At 74.4% G+C, this 15,921-nt stretch carries 15 protein-coding genes; 8 read left to right on the forward strand and 7 right to left on the reverse strand.

Features of this window, described 5'->3' with window-relative positions; genetic code table 11:
• Positions 1-189: 189 nt before the first annotated feature.
• Positions 190-657: a MarR family transcriptional regulator gene (locus tag AB0K34_RS42550; RefSeq protein WP_138638981.1), complete on the reverse strand. Its 468-nt coding sequence runs from the start codon at positions 655-657 to the stop codon at positions 190-192.
• A gap of 121 nt (positions 658-778) precedes the next feature.
• On the opposite strand from AB0K34_RS42550, the gene AB0K34_RS42555 reads away from it, so the two are divergent.
• Positions 779-1,063 carry a DUF2530 domain-containing protein gene (locus tag AB0K34_RS42555; RefSeq protein WP_138638982.1) on the forward strand — a complete coding sequence of 95 codons (285 nt, stop codon included), beginning with the start codon at positions 779-781 and terminating at the stop codon, positions 1,061-1,063.
• On the opposite strand, the gene AB0K34_RS42560 is transcribed toward AB0K34_RS42555, so the two are convergent.
• Positions 1,060-4,032, reverse strand: a complete 2,973-nt coding sequence (locus AB0K34_RS42560) for a hypothetical protein (protein ID WP_364554332.1) — start codon at positions 4,030-4,032, stop codon at positions 1,060-1,062. The two genes, AB0K34_RS42555 and AB0K34_RS42560, sit on opposite strands and share 4 nt — an antisense overlap.
• Before the next feature lie 2 nt (positions 4,033-4,034).
• On the reverse strand, positions 4,035-4,892 hold the full coding sequence (locus tag AB0K34_RS42565; RefSeq protein WP_364554333.1) for a DUF3027 domain-containing protein: 858 nt from the start codon (positions 4,890-4,892) through the stop codon (positions 4,035-4,037).
• A gap of 181 nt (positions 4,893-5,073) precedes the next feature.
• Between AB0K34_RS42565 and AB0K34_RS42570 the strand changes: the two genes are divergently transcribed.
• Entirely contained in the window at positions 5,074-6,483 is a 1,410-nt protein-coding gene (locus tag AB0K34_RS42570) for an MFS transporter (protein WP_364554334.1), read from the forward strand.
• Between the two features lie 21 nt (positions 6,484-6,504).
• Here AB0K34_RS42570 and AB0K34_RS42575 read toward each other — a convergent pair whose 3' ends face one another.
• Together AB0K34_RS42575 and AB0K34_RS42580 are read right to left on the reverse strand one after the other, a co-directional pair.
• Positions 6,505-6,900, reverse strand: coding sequence for a cold-shock protein (locus AB0K34_RS42575; RefSeq protein ID WP_138638985.1), 396 nt, complete (start codon positions 6,898-6,900; stop codon positions 6,505-6,507).
• A gap of 189 nt (positions 6,901-7,089) precedes the next feature.
• The gene (locus AB0K34_RS42580; protein WP_138638986.1) at positions 7,090-7,731 is read right to left on the reverse strand and encodes an HAD hydrolase-like protein; all 642 of its coding nucleotides are present in this window, start codon (positions 7,729-7,731) and stop codon (positions 7,090-7,092) included.
• Positions 7,732-7,962: 231 nt separating this feature from the next.
• Between AB0K34_RS42580 and AB0K34_RS42585 the strand changes: the two genes are divergently transcribed.
• Positions 7,963-8,340 carry a hypothetical protein gene (locus AB0K34_RS42585; protein WP_364554335.1) on the forward strand — a complete coding sequence of 126 codons (378 nt, stop codon included), beginning with the start codon at positions 7,963-7,965 and terminating at the stop codon, positions 8,338-8,340.
• Positions 8,341-8,368: 28 nt separating this feature from the next.
• On the opposite strand, the gene AB0K34_RS42590 is transcribed toward AB0K34_RS42585, so the two are convergent.
• The gene (locus AB0K34_RS42590) at positions 8,369-8,851 is read right to left on the reverse strand and encodes a GNAT family N-acetyltransferase (protein WP_240808174.1); all 483 of its coding nucleotides are present in this window, start codon (positions 8,849-8,851) and stop codon (positions 8,369-8,371) included.
• Between the two features lie 237 nt (positions 8,852-9,088).
• Between AB0K34_RS42590 and AB0K34_RS42595 the strand changes: the two genes are divergently transcribed.
• The 4 genes from AB0K34_RS42595 to AB0K34_RS42610 all read left to right on the forward strand — a co-directional run bounded on the left by AB0K34_RS42595 (position 9,089) and on the right by AB0K34_RS42610 (position 14,633).
• Positions 9,089-9,706, forward strand: coding sequence for a TetR/AcrR family transcriptional regulator (locus AB0K34_RS42595; protein WP_171069226.1), 618 nt, complete (start codon positions 9,089-9,091; stop codon positions 9,704-9,706).
• Positions 9,707-9,812: 106 nt separating this feature from the next.
• On the forward strand, positions 9,813-12,188 hold the full coding sequence (locus tag AB0K34_RS42600; protein WP_301175545.1) for a helicase-associated domain-containing protein: 2,376 nt from the start codon (positions 9,813-9,815) through the stop codon (positions 12,186-12,188).
• Positions 12,189-12,302: 114 nt separating this feature from the next.
• The gene (locus tag AB0K34_RS42605; protein WP_138638989.1) at positions 12,303-12,707 is read left to right on the forward strand and encodes a hypothetical protein; all 405 of its coding nucleotides are present in this window, start codon (positions 12,303-12,305) and stop codon (positions 12,705-12,707) included.
• A gap of 273 nt (positions 12,708-12,980) precedes the next feature.
• A complete protein-coding gene (locus tag AB0K34_RS42610; RefSeq protein ID WP_364554336.1) occupies positions 12,981-14,633 on the forward strand; it encodes a DNA repair helicase XPB in 1,653 nt (550 codons plus the stop codon).
• Here AB0K34_RS42610 and AB0K34_RS42615 read toward each other — a convergent pair.
• Positions 14,630-15,220 carry a WHG domain-containing protein gene (locus AB0K34_RS42615; RefSeq protein ID WP_364554337.1) on the reverse strand — a complete coding sequence of 197 codons (591 nt, stop codon included), beginning with the start codon at positions 15,218-15,220 and terminating at the stop codon, positions 14,630-14,632. The two genes, AB0K34_RS42610 and AB0K34_RS42615, sit on opposite strands and share 4 nt — an antisense overlap.
• Positions 15,221-15,300: 80 nt before the next feature.
• On the opposite strand from AB0K34_RS42615, the gene AB0K34_RS42620 reads away from it, so the two are divergent.
• A complete protein-coding gene (locus AB0K34_RS42620) occupies positions 15,301-15,798 on the forward strand; it encodes an FBP domain-containing protein (RefSeq protein ID WP_138638992.1) in 498 nt (165 codons plus the stop codon).
• Positions 15,799-15,921: the final 123 nt, after the last annotated feature.

Here is a 15,921-nt window from a genome sequence, read left to right on the forward strand (position 1 = left end):
GCGGGCCGGCGCCGCGGTCTTGGGGGACGCGGGGGTCACCGGGCGGGCGGGGTGCGCGCGGCGGCGGCCGTGCGGGCCGCGCGTCGCGGTCCCCTCCGGTTCATCGGGGCTTTCGTTAGCAGAAGTCATTACCAAAGCTAACGTTAATCCCAGCGTTGTTATTCCGGCAAGGGCGGGCGCGGAGACGGGCTAGGAGCGGCTGAGGCGGTCGATGATCGGGGCGGCGCGGCGGAGGGTCTCGCGCTCCTCGTCGGTCAGCTCCGCGAGGCGGCGGGCGAGCCACGCCTCCTTGCGGCGGCGCTCGTCGGCGAGAAGGGCGGCGCCCGCCTCGGTGGCGTTCAGCACGACCTGGCGGCCGTCGGTCGGGTGCGGGCGGCGGGCGACGAGCCCCCGCTCCTCCAGGTAGGCGATCACGCGGGTCATCGAGGGCGGCTGGACCTTCTCGTGGTCGGCCAGCTCGCGCGGCGTCATCGACCCGTGCCGCTCGATGGCGGCGAGCGCGGCGAACTGCGTGAGCGACAGCGGACGGCCGCCGTCGCCCGCCGCGGGCGGGCGCAGCGTGCGCAGGCGGCGGGTGAGCCGCGCGATCGAGATGCGCAGCTCCTCGGCCAGCCCCGGCGCGGACGCCGTGCGGCCCCGGATCGGTGGGGTTGTCATCGTGTTCGCTCTCCCGGGTCTGCTGCCCATGCTGCCACGCCGCAGGTCGGCCCACATCACCGCGGTCGGCGGAGGACGGCGCGGCCGGGGCCGCGAAGCCCGCACCCAGTAGCCTGAACCCATGAGCCGCACCCGCCTCCCGGATCCCCCGCCGATGCAGACCAACGACGTCCGGATCGCGGCGGCGGGCACCGGCGCCTGGGCGATCGCGCTCGTGGTGCTGCTCATCGTCGGGCTGCCGTCCGAGGACCGGTGGTGGCTGTGGGTGTGCTGCACCGGCATCGGGATCGGCCTGTTCGCCATGTGGTACACGCCCCGGCTGCAGGCGGGGCGCGCCCGGCAGGAGGCCGAGCGCGCCGAGCGGCGGGCCGCGGCGGCGGACGAGGAGCGGGAGAGCGCCGGCTAGGGCTCCAGGTCGGCCTCGGCCAGGAGGGCCGGCACCGCCGCGGGGTCGCGCAGGACGGCCTCGATCAGCAGCCGGTCCGCCCAGTTGCCGGTGGACCAGGCGAGCGCCCGCGCCAGGCCGTGCACGTCGCTCGCATGGATCTCGCCGTCACGCGTCCACCAGGGGACGTCCTGGCCGTCCACGGTGAGGCGTTCATGCACGAGGTAATCGGCCGGGGCGTCCGGTAGGACGGCCCTGACGGCGGTCGGGACGGGGCGTTTCTCGCCGTGCGACTCAACCTCGCCCGGGATCTCGTCGCCCGCCAGCGGGAGGTCCAGGAGTTCGGCCAGCGCGGCGTCGCGTCCCTGGGCGGCGATGATGAGCGGCTGCCCTTGCAGGAGGGGCAGGAGGTCGGGGCTGTCCAGGACGAGGGCGTCGCCCGCGTCCACAAGCTCGACCTCGCCGTCCACGATGGCGCGTAGACGGTCGGGTGGCTCGATGTCCACTTCGGGGGTGTCCGCCAGGGTCGTCCAGAGGCTGGCCAGACGGGCGCGGGTCACGGACCGGTCGGGGTCACCGAGCCGGTCGAGCAGCTCCTGGGCTCCGCCTGGCTCCTCTAGCAGCTCTTCAAGTGACGTGCGGACGCCCAAGGCGAGCAGCAGCCGCTCGTCGAATCCGTCTGGTGCGACGTCGTAAAGCCCTGTCAGCGAGTCGTCGCCAGGCAGGCGGAACTCGCCGGGTCTACGGCCGTCCAAGACCGGGTGCCGTCCCAGCCACCACGCCGTGTACGACGGGACGGCCACGCGCCTGCCGTTGTGCAAGGTGACATGGGCGGGGTCAACGATCGCGGCCCGCCACGGAGGCCCGGCCAAGACCTTGAGCGCCGCCGCCCAGTCGGCGACGAGTTCCAGGTCGCGGACGGCCGTGAACTCCGGCACGAGCGGTGGGAGGTCTTGCGGGCCGATGCGCCGGAGGGCGTCGTCGGCCCACAGGTCCTCGTCGTCCAGGTGGAGGGTCTCGGCCTCGTCGGCGAGCCCCATGAGGTTCACGTCCTCGCTCTTGGCGAGGGCGAAGCCGTCCAGGACGCCGACGGCGGTGAGGGTCTCGGCGCCCCACTTCTCCAGGAGGTCGCCGTCCACGACGCCGAACGGCGCGTCGTCGGCCATGAGGCTGCGCAGCGGGCTCTCCGGCAGGAGGAGCTCACCGGCCGGGTAGAGGTCGCCGTCGTCGCCCGGGAGGGCGAGTTCGGCCAGCCAGGGCTCGTCACCGGGGTCGATGTGCGCGGGCCCCACCAGACCCAGCACGGCCTCGGCGACCGCGTCCGGGTCGTCGGCGTCGAACGACTCCTCGACGGCCACCCGGACGGCCGGGTCGCCCAGCACCGCGCGCGGGCCCGCCTCGACCGCCCCGAGCCGGGACAGCAGCGGATGCACGGCCTCCGGGTGGACGAACCGCAGCCCGAGCGCGTCCAGCCCGGCCGGGTCGACGCCGTCCGCGATCAGCAGCCCGCGCGGCCCGCGCACCAGCCGGGGCTCCGCGCCCGCCAGCGGCACCGGCAGGGCGCCCAGCGCGTCCGTGGCGGCCCCGCCGAGCGCCTCGTACACCCGGTGCCACCACGCCGGTTCCCGGTCCACAGCGGCCAGCTCATCGATCACGTCGGCCAGCTCGACCCGGCGGACCCCGAGCGCCGCCAGCGCCGGGCTCCGCGGCGGCCACTCCGCCGGCAGCAGCCCGCCGACCACGGCGTCCGCCGCGAGCAGCCCGACGAACGGCGCGGGCGCGTCGATCGCGATCGCGTCCCGGCCGCGCGTCCCGTGCGGCAGCACGGGCGCCTCGGGCAGCCGCTCCCGGATCCCGCGCCGGATCCGCGCGTCGAGCTCCCCGGCGCCCACCGGCCCCGGCACGAGGCCGAGCACGCCCGGCGACACCGGCAGGCCGGTGAGGAGCCGCACGTAGGTCTCGGCGGCCCGCTCCGCGAGGTACTCGGTCAGCGGCCCTGGCGCGACGTGCCGCCGGTCAGGGGCGAGCGGGAACGACGCGATGAGCAGAGCGGGCAGATCCAGCCGCTCGTCGCTGGGCGTGGGGGCGTGCACCACCGGCGGCATGCCCTCGGGCAGGCCGTCCTCCGGCAGGGCCCACCGCACCTGCCAGAACGGACGCGCCCGTTCCTCCACGGGACGGTCCGCCAGAAGCTCGCCCGGGATCTCCCCATGCGCCTCGGCCGTCCGCCACACGCCGCCGTTGATGACGACCTCGCCACCCGGACGCCGCTCGGCGACCAGTTCGCGCACATCACCGTCAACGTCGATCTCAACGCGCGCCAGCGCCGGCAAGGCCAGCATCAGCGCCGCCCCCACCTGCCCCAGCTGGCGCCGGACGGACTCGACCGCGTCCTCCAGCAGCGGCAGCCGCACCAGGGTGTCGAACCCGTCCGGGACGTCCGGCACCTCGTCCAGCGTGAACGGCAGCCGCAGGAGCGGCACATGACCGCCCCGCCGCGCGGCCTCCTCGGCGAGCGCGGGCACCGCCTCCACCAGGGCCCGAGCCCGCTCCCGCGACCATTCGACCCCCACCGGGACGGGACGCGCCGAGGCGATGGACGGCGCGTCCGACACGGCGACCACGGCGGCGAACCCCACGCCGAAGCGCCCCGTCGCGGCCGTCTCGTCCCGCTTGGACGAGGCGCGGAGCGTGGACAGCGCCTCGGCGCCCTCCGCGTCCAGCGGCGCCCCCGTGTTGGCGGCGGTCAGGACACTCCCGGACGGCGACGTCCGCAGGGCCAGCCGGAGACGGCCGGGCACACCGGCGCGCAGCGCGGCGTCGGCGGCGTTCTGGGCGAGCTCGATGACCGCGCGGTCGCGGTAGCCGCCCAGGGCGTAGTCCTCTTCGGCGTTGGCGTCCTCACGGAAGCGCGCCGGGGACTCCGCCCAAGCCCTCAGCACACGTTCGCGAAGGGCCCGGGCATGGAGATCATCCGGAGTGTCCGGCATGGTCAGCTGTGGCCGAGGGCCTCGTCGTCCAGGGAGGCGGTGTCCTCGTCACCGGCGGGGATGACCTCGTACCCGAGCTCGTCGATCACCGGCGGGTTGTGCTCGGACGCCGCCGGGATGGAGACCGCCTCGGAGTGCGCGCCGCAGCCGTGATCGGCGGAGACCACGCGGCCGTCGTCCGGCGCGTACTCGTTCGCGCAGACCCCGAACACCTGCCGCAGCTCGCCCGCGAGCCCGACGAAGAAGCCGCAGGTGGAGCACTGCGCGGGCGCGGACGCGGCGATGGGCGCGCGGGGCCCCGCGACGCCCTCGTACCAGCGGGTCGCGGCCTCGTCCCGGCCCTCCCGCGACAGCACCCGGACGCGGCCGAGGCCGAGCTCCCACTGGGCCTCGCGGTCGGTGGAGTCGTCGACCTGGGTGAACCCGGGCGCGAGCCGGACGTCGTCGGGGGCCGTCGGCAGCAGGTCGCCGGGGCCGAGGTCGCCGGGGCGCAGCCGCTCCAGCCACGGCACCCACGGCGGCGCCAGCAGCGCGTCGTCGCCGGGCAGCAGCACGCACTCGCTGACCGTGACGTTCTTCGCGCGGGACGCGCGGGCCACGGTGACCGCCCAGCGCCAGCCCCGGTAGGCGGGGTCGAGGCACGTGAAGTAGTGCGTGACCACCCGGTCGGCCTCGGGGCGCAGGCCGAGGTGCTCGCCGACCTGCGCGGCGCCGGCGGTGTCCTCGGCGGCCTCGCGGGCGAGGTCGACGGCCTCGGCGCAGGCGGTGTCGACGGCGGGTGTGCGGGTCCGGCGGGCGGGCCCGGACGTGGTGCGCGCGGCGGCGGGACGCGCGGGGCTGGTCTGGCGCTGTGGGCTCACACCTCAATTCTCGCCCATGGGAGGACGTGGCCGGGCACCGTCCGGAGGCGGGCGGCGGCCCGGGCCCGCCGAATCGGTGGGGTGAGCCCGCATTCCAGCGGGGAACGTACCCTCAATCGAACGACTCCGATGGCCGTCCCCGGTGCCGAGCCGGCGCGGCCGCTGGGAGAGATCAGGGCGCATGGCGGACGGGACGAGGGCCGGACGGAGCCTGCGCGCCGTCACCGGGGGTGCGGCGCGCGCCGGCCGCGGCGTGCGCTCGGCCGTCCTCGGCACGGGCCGGCTCACCCGCCGCGTCACCCACGCGCAGGGCGCCGGGCGCAGCGGCCTCGGCAGCCTGATCGAGGCGTCCGCGATCAACTCCGCGGGCGACGCCATGGTCACGGTCGCGCTGGCGGGGACGCTGTTCTTCGGCCTGGACGTCAACCAGGCGCGCGGCCAGATCGCCCTCTACCTCGTCGTCACGATGGCGCCGTTCGCGCTCGTCGCCCCGCTGATCGGCCCCGCGCTGGACCGGGCCAGGCACGTCCGCCGCTACGCGATCGCCAGCACGTTCGTGATGCGGGCGCTGCTGTGCTGGGCGATGGCGAGCGCGCTCCCGCACGGCGACCAGGTCACCTTCCTGCCCGCCGCGTTCGGCGTGCTGGTGCTGTCGAAGGCGTTCGGGGTGCTGCGCGCGTCGGTCACCCCGCGCGTCCTGCCGGACGAGATCACGCTGGTGACGGCGAACGCGCGCGCCTCGTTCGCCGGGCTGATCACGGCGTCGGTGACCGCGCCGGCCGCGGCGGGGCTCGCCCTGCTCATCGGGCCGGCCTGGGTGCTGCGCATCGGCACGGCCGTGTTCCTGCTCGGCGTGCTGTTCACCATGCGGCTGCCGGGGCACGTCGACGTCCCCGAGGAGGCCCCGCGGCCGGAACCGGCCGAAAAGGGCGCGCGGCGCTGGCGGGCGCTGCCCCGCGTCGGGCCCCTCGTCGTGGAGGCGATGGAGGCGAACGCGGTGCTGCGCGCCTTCTCCGGCTTCCTGATCATCTACCTGGCGTTCCTGCTGCGGCAGGAGCGGTTCGACCCGGTGTCCCACCATGTCGCGCTCGGCCTGCTGGCCGCGTGCGCGGGCGCGGGCGGGCTGCTCGGCACCGCGCTCGGCGCCTACATGAAGGCGCGGGCGCCCCGGCTCATCGTGTCGGCGACGCTCGCCGCCGTCACCGGCGTCACCGCCGCGGGCGCCGCGTTCTTCGGGCTGTGGGCGGCCCTCGCCGTGGCGACCGCCGCCGGTCTCGGCCAGGTCCTCGGCAAGCTGTCGATGGACGCGGTCGTGCAGCGCGAGATCGGCGAGGAGCTGCGCTCGTCCACGTTCGCGGTGTCGGAGACGCTGCACCAGCTCAGCTGGGTGCTCGGCGGGCTGCTCGGCCTCGGCATGTCGATCGTCGCGGACGGCCGGGTCGCGCTCGCGACCGTCGCGGCGGCGCTCGCGCTGGCCTTCGGCCTGCTGCTGACCCGGCAGGCCGGGACGCACCGCCGCGGCCGCCGCCGCCCGGACGCGGCCGCGCCCACCACGACGATCAAAGACGCGCATCCGGAGATGCGCGCCTGACCGCATGCCCTTCCGGCGTCCTCAGGGAGAGAGGTCGTCGGCGACCGCCCGCAGCACGGTGGCGATCTTCTTCGCCTCCGCCGGGGACGGGTGCTTGCCGCGCCGGTAGGTGTTGGATATCCCGTCCAGCAGCTTGATCAGGTCCTCGGTGATCACGACCATCTCGTCCGGCTTCTTGCGCCGCTGCTTGGCGATGGTCTTCTCCACCGACGGCAGCGACTCCAGCACCCGCACCTGGAGGGCCTGCTGCCCGCGGCGCCCCTCGACCACGCCGAACTCGATGCGCTGCCCCGGCCTGAGCGTGGTGACGCCGCCCGGCAGCGCCGATGAGTGCACGAAGACCTCCCCGCCGTCGTCGCGGGTGAGGAAGCCGAACCCCTTGTCGGAGTCGTACCACTTGACCTTGCCAGTCGGCACCGGAGACCTCGTTCGGTAATCGTCCTGAATCGCCCCCAAGATTAGTGCCTCGCCGCGGGCCGGTGTACACGCCGGGTACCCCCGGAGAGGCCTACGGGGCAACGCCTCCGACGCTATCCCGGACCTCCGCGGACGGCACCCGAATATCGGGCCGCGCGCAGCCCCCGGTCAGGGCTGGTCAGGACCGTGTCAGGCCGTCCGGAACCCGCCGAGCCACCCCGGGAACGCCAGCAGGTCCGGCAGGACGACGTCGGCGCCGTACGCGGTGAGGGCCGCCGAGTCGAACGGACCGGTCGCGACGGCCACCGCCACCGCCGACGCGGCCCGCGCCGCGTCCACGTCGCCGGTGTGGTCCCCGATGTAGGCGCCGGCGCCGTGCGCGCGCAGCGCCGTGCCCTTGTCGGCGCCGAACAGGCCGCCGACCACGGCGTCCGCCCGCAGCCCGAGGAACCGGACGGTGCGCTCGGTGTCGGCCTGGTTCTTGCCCGACACGACGACCACCCGCCCGCCCCGGGCGCGCACGGCGTCCAGCGCGGCGACGGCGCCCGGCATGAGGCCGGTCGCCGGGATCGCGACATCCGGGTAGATCGCCCGGTACCGGGCCGCCATCGCGGGCACCTCGTCCGCCGGGAACCAGTAGGCCAGCTCCTCCTCCAGCGGCGGCCCGATCCGCCCGACCACCTGCTCGGTGTCGATGGGGACGCCCGTCTCCGCGGCGAGGGCGGCGTACACGGCGCCGATGGCGGCCCGCGTGTCGGCCAGGGTCAGATCGAGGTCGAAACCGACGGTGAAGGACGCGCCGGACGAAGCGGGAGGTTCGAGATCGAGCACGCCCACAGGGTAAGGGGCTGGACACATGGGAGGACCCGCGCTCTCCTGGTAGTGGCGATGCGACGGGATCCGAGTAGGAGAACGCGGGACCGTGATGGCGATATACCCGACCCCCCGACCACAAACCAGCTGACCAGGGAAAACGCAGCACCCGAACACGTCACCCCGGCGCCAAGGACGATCACTCCGCCGGCCGCCCCCGGCACAGCCCCCCGGTGAAGGAGGCCGCAGATGGCAGACGACCCCACCACCCGCACCGAGCCGGGCGGCGAGCACCGCGCCCCGCCGCGGCGGCGCGCGTTCACGGCCCGCGCCGCCGGGGCCCGCCGGCGAGCCGTCGGAGCGCTCGCCACGGCCGTCTCCGTCGTGACCACGGTCGTCGTGGCGGTCCTGGCCGTGCACATCGTGTTCGTCGCGTTCGAGGCGAACACGACGAACGACATCGTCCGCTGGTTCGGCGACCGGGCCACCGACCTGTGCTGGCAGTTCAAGGACGTCTTCCAGCCCGCGAACCACAAGGCGGACGTGGCGGTCAACTACGGCCTGGCGGCCGCCGTGTACCTGGTGATCGGCCGGATCGTGGTCGGCCTCGTCCGCCGCCTGGCCTGACCAGGCCGGGCCGAGGCGGCGCGCCCGGCTAGTCCCGGCCGGGGAAGCGGACCTCGTCGAACGGCCAGGCCGTCGTCACCCACCGGCGGACGAACGTCTCCAGCTCCTTCTCCAGGACGGAGTTCTCCTCGTCCGCGCGGACCCAGAACACCACGACGGCGTCCGCGGCGGGGTCGTCGGACGGCGCGACATGGATGCGGCCGAGCTGCCGCTCCCCGTCCGGCGTGATCACCACGTAGCTGAACGAGCGCCGCAGCTGCCCCTCCTTCTGCAGCCAGGCGACGTCGATCAGGGCCTGCTCGAAGGTGAACTCGTGGTCGGGCCACCCCCACTCGGGGCCGAACCGGCCGGCCAGCCGGTCGAGGCTGCCGATCACGGCGCCGTAGTCCTTCACCACGTCGTGCACGGTGATCGGGCGGATCTGGAAGTCGGGCCCCGCCACCAGCGTGGGCACCACGAAGTCCTCGGGCAGGAAGGCCCCGCCCACCGCCTTCCGCGGAGACTTGAACATCGTCGACCTTTCCTGGGCGACGCCCCTTCCGGCGACGGGGCGTGCGCCAACGAACTCTAGTCCTCCCGGCCCGCGGAGGCGGAGCATCGCGGATTCGGGCGCGCCGCACGACCCGGTTCGGGTGCGCCGTACGACCGGCCGGGGCGCGCGGCGCGACCGGTTCGGGCGTGCCGTGCGAGGAGGCGGCGGCCCGCGGGCCGAACATGCCTTAGTGTTCTTGCGGAGGAATTCATCACCATGACGCCATCCACGCGCGAGCGCATCGTGTCCGAGTCGCTCCGGCTCTTCGCCGACCGGGGCTACACGGCGACGTCGGTCGCGGAGATCGAGGCCGCGGCGGGCCTGTCCCCGGGCGCCGGCGGGCTCTACCGGCACTTCCGGTCCAAGGAGGAGGTGCTCGCCTCCGCCATCCGCGAGCACATCGAGCGGACCCGCCGCCAGATCAGCGACGTCCTCGTCCAGGCCGCCGCCTACGAGGAGCGGCCGCTGGAGGTGCGGCTGCGGATGACGTGCCAGGCCGGGCTCGCGAAGATGCGCGAGGAGCAGGACCTCATCCGGGTGCTGTTCCGCGACCTCGACCAGTTCCCGAACCTGGTCGCGGAGATGCGCGAGGGCATCGTCAACCCGCTCTACGACGGGATCGCGACCTGGCTGGCCGCGCAGCCCGAGTTCGAGGGCGCGCGCGAGGACTGGCCCGCGATCGCCTCGATCCTCGGCGGCGCCGTGGTGAACTACTGGCTGGCGAACGAGTCGATGTACGAGCCGCCGACCCGCATCGACGAGAAGCGGTTCGTGGAGAGCTGGGCGCGGCTCGGTCTCGGGCTGGTGCACCTGGAGCGCACACCCGCCACCTGACCTGCGCCATCCTGGTTCCTCGCCGGCTTCGGGCACGCCCCGCGGGCTCCTACCCTGTGGACCCGCGTACCAGCGGCGTGCACGCGACATAAGGTTGGGGAACGGCATGGACACGTATGCGGACTGGTTGCGCGCGCGAGGCGATGACGAGCTTCGTGCGCTGCTGTCCGCGCGTCCGGAACTGCTCGCCCCCGTCCCCGCCGACCTGACCGCGCTCGCCGCCCGCGCCGCGACGCCCGCCGCGGTCACCCGCGCCCTCGACCGGCTCGACCGGTTCACCCTCGCCGTCCTCGAAGCCCTCCTCGTGCTGCCCGAGCCGGACGCGGACGCGCTCGCGGCCGCCCTCGACGCGACGCCCCCGCAGGTAGAGCGCGCCCTCGGCACGTTGCGCCGCTACGGGCTGGTCTGGGGCGAGAAGGCACCGGCCACCGCGCCCGGCGTCCGGCAGGGGCTGCCGCACCCGGCGGGGCTCGGCCCGCCCGTCCAGGAGGTCTTCGCGGGCTACCCGGCCGAGCGGCTCACCGACCTGATCACCGACCTCGAAGGCGCGGCTCCGCGCGGCTTCCCCGACTCCGCCCGGCTGCTGCGCCGGCTCGCCGAGCTGCTCGCCGACCCCGCCGCGCTCATCGAGGACGCCGGGCCCGACGCGCGGGCCGCCCTCGACCAGCTCGCCTGGGGGCCGCCGTTCGGACGGGTCGCCGACGCGCGCCGCCCCCTCCGCGTCGACACCGCGGCGACGCCGATCGAGCGGCTGCTCGCCCGCGGCCTCCTCGCCGCCGAGGACGACCGCACCGTCACGCTCCCCCGCGAGGTCGCGCTGCACCTGCGCGGCGGCCGGCTGTTCCGGGACGTCCCCGCCGAACCGCCGCCGCTGCCCGCCGCGGCGCGCGAGCCGCGCGGCGAGGACGTCGTGGTCCGCGCCGCCGCGGGCGAGGCGGCGGGCGCCGTCCGGCTCATCGAGGAGCTGCTGGAGCGCTGGGGCCTGGAACCGCCGCCGGTGCTGCGCAGCGGCGGCCTCGCCGTCCGCGACCTGCGCGCCGCCGCGGCGCTGCTGGACGTCCCCGAGTGGAAGGCGGCGCTGCTCGTCGAGATCGCCTACGCCGCCGGGCTGCTCACCCGCAGCGGCGACCTCGACGGCGAGTGGCTGCCCACCCCCGCCTACGACCTGTGGCTCATGCGCGACACCGCCGGCCGCTGGACGGAGCTGGCCCGCGGCTGGCTGAAGTCCGACCGCGTCGCCGGGCTCGCCGGGGAGCGCGACGACCGCGACCGGCTGATCAACGCGCTCAGCGAGGCGATGGTGCGCAGCAGCGCCCCCGCCACCCGCCGGGAGATCCTGGAGGTCCTCGCCGGCGCCGGGCGCGGCGCCGCCGTCGACGAGGACGCGCTGCGCACCCGGCTCGCCTGGCTGCGGCCCCGCCGCGGCGGCCCGACCCGCGAGCGGCTCCTCGGCTGGACGCTGCGCGAGGCCGCCGCGCTCGGCCTCACCGGCTTCGGGGAACTGGTCGCGTTCGCCCGCGACCTCCTCGCCGGCGACGACCCCGAGCCCGCCCTGGAGAAGTACCTTCCCGAGCCCGTCGACGAGATCCTCATCCAGGCCGACCTGACCGCGATCGCGCCGGGTCCGCTCGTCACCGACCTCGCCCGGGAGCTCGCGCTCGCCGCCGACGTCGAGTCCACCGGCGGCGCCACCGTCTACCGGTTCACGCCCGAGTCGATCCGCCGCGCCCTCGACGCCGGCCGGTCCGCCGCCGACATCACCGACCTGCTGACCCGGCACTCGGCGACGCCGCTGCCGCAGCCGCTCACCTACCTCATCGACGACGTCGCGCGGCGGCACGGGCACCTGCGCGTCGGGGCGCTGTCCTCCTACGTCCGCACCGACTCCGCCGCCACCCTCGACGAGATCCTCGCCGACCGGCGCGCCGAGCCGCTGCGGCTGCACCGGCTCGCGCCGACCGTCCTCGCGTCCGGGCTGCAGCGCGCCGACCTGCTCGACGGCCTGCGCGGGATGGGCCTCGCCCCGGTCGCCGAGGCGCCCGGCGGCGGCGTGATCGTGACCCGGCCGGACGCGCAGCGCGCCGACCCGCCGCCGACCGCCGAGATCGTCCGGCTGCGCCCGGACGACCGCACCGACGCCTCGATGATCGCCGCCGCCGTGCGCGCGGTGCGCGCGGGCGACGAGGCGTCCCGGCACGGCGCCGAGCAGGCCGCCCGGCAGGCCGCGGCCCCCGGCGGGGAACCGCCCCGCTCCCCCGCGATGGCCACCATCGAGCGGCTCCGCGCCGCCGTCGAGCGCGGCGGCCGCGTCTGGATCGGCTACCTCGACCAGCAGGGCCAGGCGTCCAGCCGCATCGTGGCGCCCGTCCGGGTCGAGGGCGGCTTCCTCACCGGCTACGACGCGACCCGCGCCGCCGTGCACCGCTTCGCGCTCCACCGCATCACCGGCGTCTCAGAACTGGACGACGAGACCGGCACATAGCACCCTTTCCCTGACGGGACGGATGGACGGGGTGTTACGGCCGCGAAAAGGAACCCGTGCCGGGGTCCGGACGTCCTAGTCTGGAGCCCCATCGGCGAGTTGAGGAGGCCGTCTGTGAGCGGATACGGCGGCACCCCGCCCGGCTGGCAGGACCCCTACGGGTCCGGGTCCCAGGGCTGGAGCGGTTCCCCGTATCCCGGCGCCCAGCCGCCTCCCGGCTACGCCTACGGTCCCCCCGGCGTGCCCGTCCAGCGGCAGAGCAACGCCAACACGACCGCCTGCCTGGTCTGCAACATCGTCAGCGTCGTGCTGTGCTGCGGCCTGCTGGCCATCCCCGGCGCGATCGTCGCCGCGCTCGCGATGGGCCGCGTCCACACCGACCCCGAGTCGGCCCGCAAGCTGACGATCGCGGGCTGGGTCCTGTTCGCCCTGTCCATCGTCTGCGGCATCGTCCTCGGCATCATCTACGTCATCGTCATGGTCAACAGCGACTCCGGCTACGACTCCGGCGGCATCTAGGAACAGGGCCCGTCCAGGGCGACGTCCTGAACGTCCGCATGTGGACGACGTGATCGCGAGACCGCACGGCGCCCGGCGCGGCCGGCCGGTCGAAGTAACGCCGCACGCGCCGCGTCCGCTGAGGCAATAAACGCGGCGGCGGGGGTTGTTAGAGTCTGCGGTCCGGTTCGGAACGCGCCATCCTGGGGCGCGGCTCGGGTAGCGTGCGGCTGCGGCGCCCCGGCGGTCGAACGCGGAGCACCGATCATCGAACCCCGACGAAGGGCTGCTGCTTTGTCCGACGGTCCGCTCATCGTCCAGTCCGACAAGACGCTGCTGCTGGAGGTCGACCACGAGTTGGCCGACGCCTGCCGCAAGGAGATCGCCCCGTTCGCCGAGCTGGAACGGGCGCCCGAGCACGTCCACACCTACCGGGTGACGCCGCTCGCGCTGTGGAACGCCCGCGCCGCCGGGCACGACGCCGAGCAGGTCGTCGACACGCTGCTGCGCTTCTCCCGCTACCCCGTCCCGCACGCCCTCCTGGTGGACGTCGCCGACACGATGGCGCGGTACGGGCGGCTCCGGCTGGAGAAGGACCCCCTGCACGGGCTCGTCCTGTCGTCCTCCGACCGGTCGGTGCTGGAGGAGGTCCTGCGGGCCAAGAAGATCAAGGGCATGATCGGCGACCGGGTCGGGGACGACGCCGTCGCCGTCCACCCGAGCGAGCGCGGCGCCCTCAAGCAGGCCCTGCTCAAGCTCGGCTGGCCCGCCGAGGACCTCGCCGGCTACGTGGACGGCGAGGCCCACGCGATCTCCCTCGCCGAGGACGGCTGGCAGCTCCGCTCCTACCAGGAGGAGGCCGCGTCGGCGTTCTGGCATGGCGGCTCCGGCGTCGTCGTCCTGCCCTGCGGCGCCGGAAAGACGATCGTCGGCGCCGCCGCCATGGCGCGCGCGCAGGCCACCACGCTCATCCTCGTCACCAACACCGTGTCCGCGCACCAGTGGAAGCAGGAGCTGCTGCGGCGCACGTCCCTCACCGAGGACGAGATCGGCGAGTACACCGGCACGAAGAAGGAGATCCGGCCGGTCACCATCGCCACCTACCAGATCATGACGACGCGCCGGAAGGGCGTCTACACGCACCTGGAGCTCTTCGACGCCCGCGACTGGGGCCTCGTCGTCTACGACGAAGTGCACCTGCTGCCCGCGCCGATCTTCCGGATGACCGCCGACCTGCAGGCCCGCCGCCGGCTCGGCCTCACCGCCACCCTCGTCCGCGAGGACGGCCGCGAGGGCGACGTCTTCTCCCTCATCGGGCCGAAGCGCTACGACGCGCCCTGGAAGGACATGGAGTCCCAGGGTTGGATCGCGCCCGCCGACTGCGTCGAGGTCCGCGTCACCCTCACCGACGCCGAGCGCCTCGCCTACGCGACCGCCGAGCCCGAGGAGCGGTACCGCTACTGCGCCACGACCGACACCAAGACCAAGCTCATCCAGGCGCTCGTCGACCGCCACCGCGGCGAGCAGACGCTCGTCATCGGCCAGTACATCGACCAGCTGGACGAACTCGGCGCGCTCCTGGACGCCCCCGTCATCAAGGGCGAGACCAGGGTCCGCGAGCGGGAGCGGCTCTTCGACGCGTTCCGCTCGGGCGAGATCGACGTCCTGGTCGTGTCGAAGGTCGCGAACTTCTCGATCGACCTGCCGGAGGCGTCCGTCGCCGTCCAGGTGTCGGGTGCCTACGGGTCGCGCCAGGAGGAGGCTCAGCGGCTGGGACGGCTGCTGCGCCCCAAGGCGTCCGGGGCCGGGGCCCGCTTCTACGCCGTCGTCGCCCGCGACACCCTCGACCAGGACTACGCCGCCCACCGGCAGCGCTTCCTCGCCGAGCAGGGCTACGCGTACCGCATCGTCGACGCCGACACCGTCCTCGCAGGAGACGACTTCTAGGAGGCTGGGGGCGCTTCGGGTGCTGTGGGCCAGTTCCGGAGGGCGCTGTCGAGGGCGTCCAAGGTCCTGGCCCAGGAGGCGTCCACGTCGCGCGGGGTGTGCTGGAAGGCGCCGGAGGTCTCCAGGCTGACGTAGCCGTGGAACACGGCGCCCAGCATCCGCACGGCGTCCGTCTGGTCGGGTTCCGACAGCGCGTAGGCCCGCAGGATCGCGCGCGTCATCTCCGCGTGCCGTACACCCGCGCTCTTGAGCGCCGTCTCGGGGTCGAGTTCCATCCTGGCCGCCGCATACCTGCCGGGGTGCCGCTTGGCGTAGCTCCGGTAGGCGCTCGCGAAGGCCACCAGGGCGTCCTTGCCGGCGCGTCCGGCCACCGCGGCCGCGACGTCGTCGGCGAGCTCGGCGAGCGCGAGCAGCGCGACCCGGGTCTTCAGGTCGTGGGCGTTCTTGATGTGCGAGTACAGGCTGGCCTCCCGCACGCCGAAGCGGCGCGCGACCGCGGCGACGGTCACCTTGTCGAAGCCGACCTCGTCGGCCAGCTCCGCCGCCGCCAGCGTCACCCGCTCGACGGTCACTCCCGCGCGAACCATGGGCCCTCCTCCGTGCGTCGTCCAGCCTACCCTAGCAAGGCATTTGCCTAATAGCATTAGGAAGACTACGCTCGCCGCCCATGAGACCGCTGACCGAACACGACATCCGCAGGTCCTTCGTCAACGCCTCCAAGGGCGAGGCGAAGCGCCTGGACCTGCCCAAGGACTTCGCCGACCAGCCGTGGGACGACCTGGACTTCCTGGGCTGGCAGGACCCCGGTGCCCCCGGACGCGCCTACCTCATCGCCGAACGCGACGAGCGTCCGATCGGCATCTCGTTCCGGGTGGCTCCCAGCGCGGCCCGCGGCTTCACTGCGCGCAGCATGTGCTCGCTGTGCCTGACCACGCGCACCGGCGGCGGCGTCGCGCTGATGACCGCGCGCCGGAGCGGCGAGGCCGGCCGCCAGGGCAACTCCGTCGGGCAGTACATGTGCGTCGACCTCGACTGCTCGCTGTACGTCCGGGGCAAGAAGCAGTCCGTCGCGGGCGGCGGGCTGGAGGAGTCGCTCACTCTGGACGAGAAGATCGCCCGGGTCCACGCCAACCTGGACAAGTTCTTGGAGAAGGTGACCCAGTGAGCCGCCGCACAAATGAGAGCCTCCGCACAAATGAGAAAGGCCCCGCCGAAAACGGCGGGGCCTTCCTGCAATATGAGTCCGGCGGCGTCCTACTCTCCCACACGGTCTCCCATGCAGTACCAT

This window comes from Actinomadura sp. NPDC049382 (assembly GCF_040677125.1).
Lineage (GTDB): Bacteria > Actinomycetota > Actinomycetes > Streptosporangiales > Streptosporangiaceae > Spirillospora > Spirillospora geliboluensis.

Bases quoted from the DNA above. Each gene is read 5' to 3' on its own strand.
- AB0K34_RS42615 (WP_364554337.1), bottom strand. From the start codon at position 15,220: ATGGTTCGCGCGGGAGTGACCGTCGAGCGGGTGACGCTGGCGGCGGCG.
- AB0K34_RS42585 (WP_364554335.1), top strand. From the start codon at position 7,963: ATGGCAGACGACCCCACCACCCGCACCGAGCCGGGCGGCGAGCACCGC.
- AB0K34_RS42560 (WP_364554332.1), bottom strand. From the start codon at position 4,032: ATGCCGGACACTCCGGATGATCTCCATGCCCGGGCCCTTCGCGAACGT.
- AB0K34_RS42550 (WP_138638981.1), bottom strand. From the start codon at position 657: ATGACAACCCCACCGATCCGGGGCCGCACGGCGTCCGCGCCGGGGCTG.
- AB0K34_RS42600 (WP_301175545.1), top strand. From the start codon at position 9,813: ATGGACACGTATGCGGACTGGTTGCGCGCGCGAGGCGATGACGAGCTT.
- AB0K34_RS42555 (WP_138638982.1), top strand. From the start codon at position 779: ATGAGCCGCACCCGCCTCCCGGATCCCCCGCCGATGCAGACCAACGAC.
- AB0K34_RS42570 (WP_364554334.1), top strand. From the start codon at position 5,074: ATGGCGGACGGGACGAGGGCCGGACGGAGCCTGCGCGCCGTCACCGGG.
- AB0K34_RS42620 (WP_138638992.1), top strand. From the start codon at position 15,301: ATGAGACCGCTGACCGAACACGACATCCGCAGGTCCTTCGTCAACGCC.
- AB0K34_RS42590 (WP_240808174.1), bottom strand. From the start codon at position 8,851: ATGTTCAAGTCTCCGCGGAAGGCGGTGGGCGGGGCCTTCCTGCCCGAG.
- AB0K34_RS42595 (WP_171069226.1), top strand. From the start codon at position 9,089: ATGACGCCATCCACGCGCGAGCGCATCGTGTCCGAGTCGCTCCGGCTC.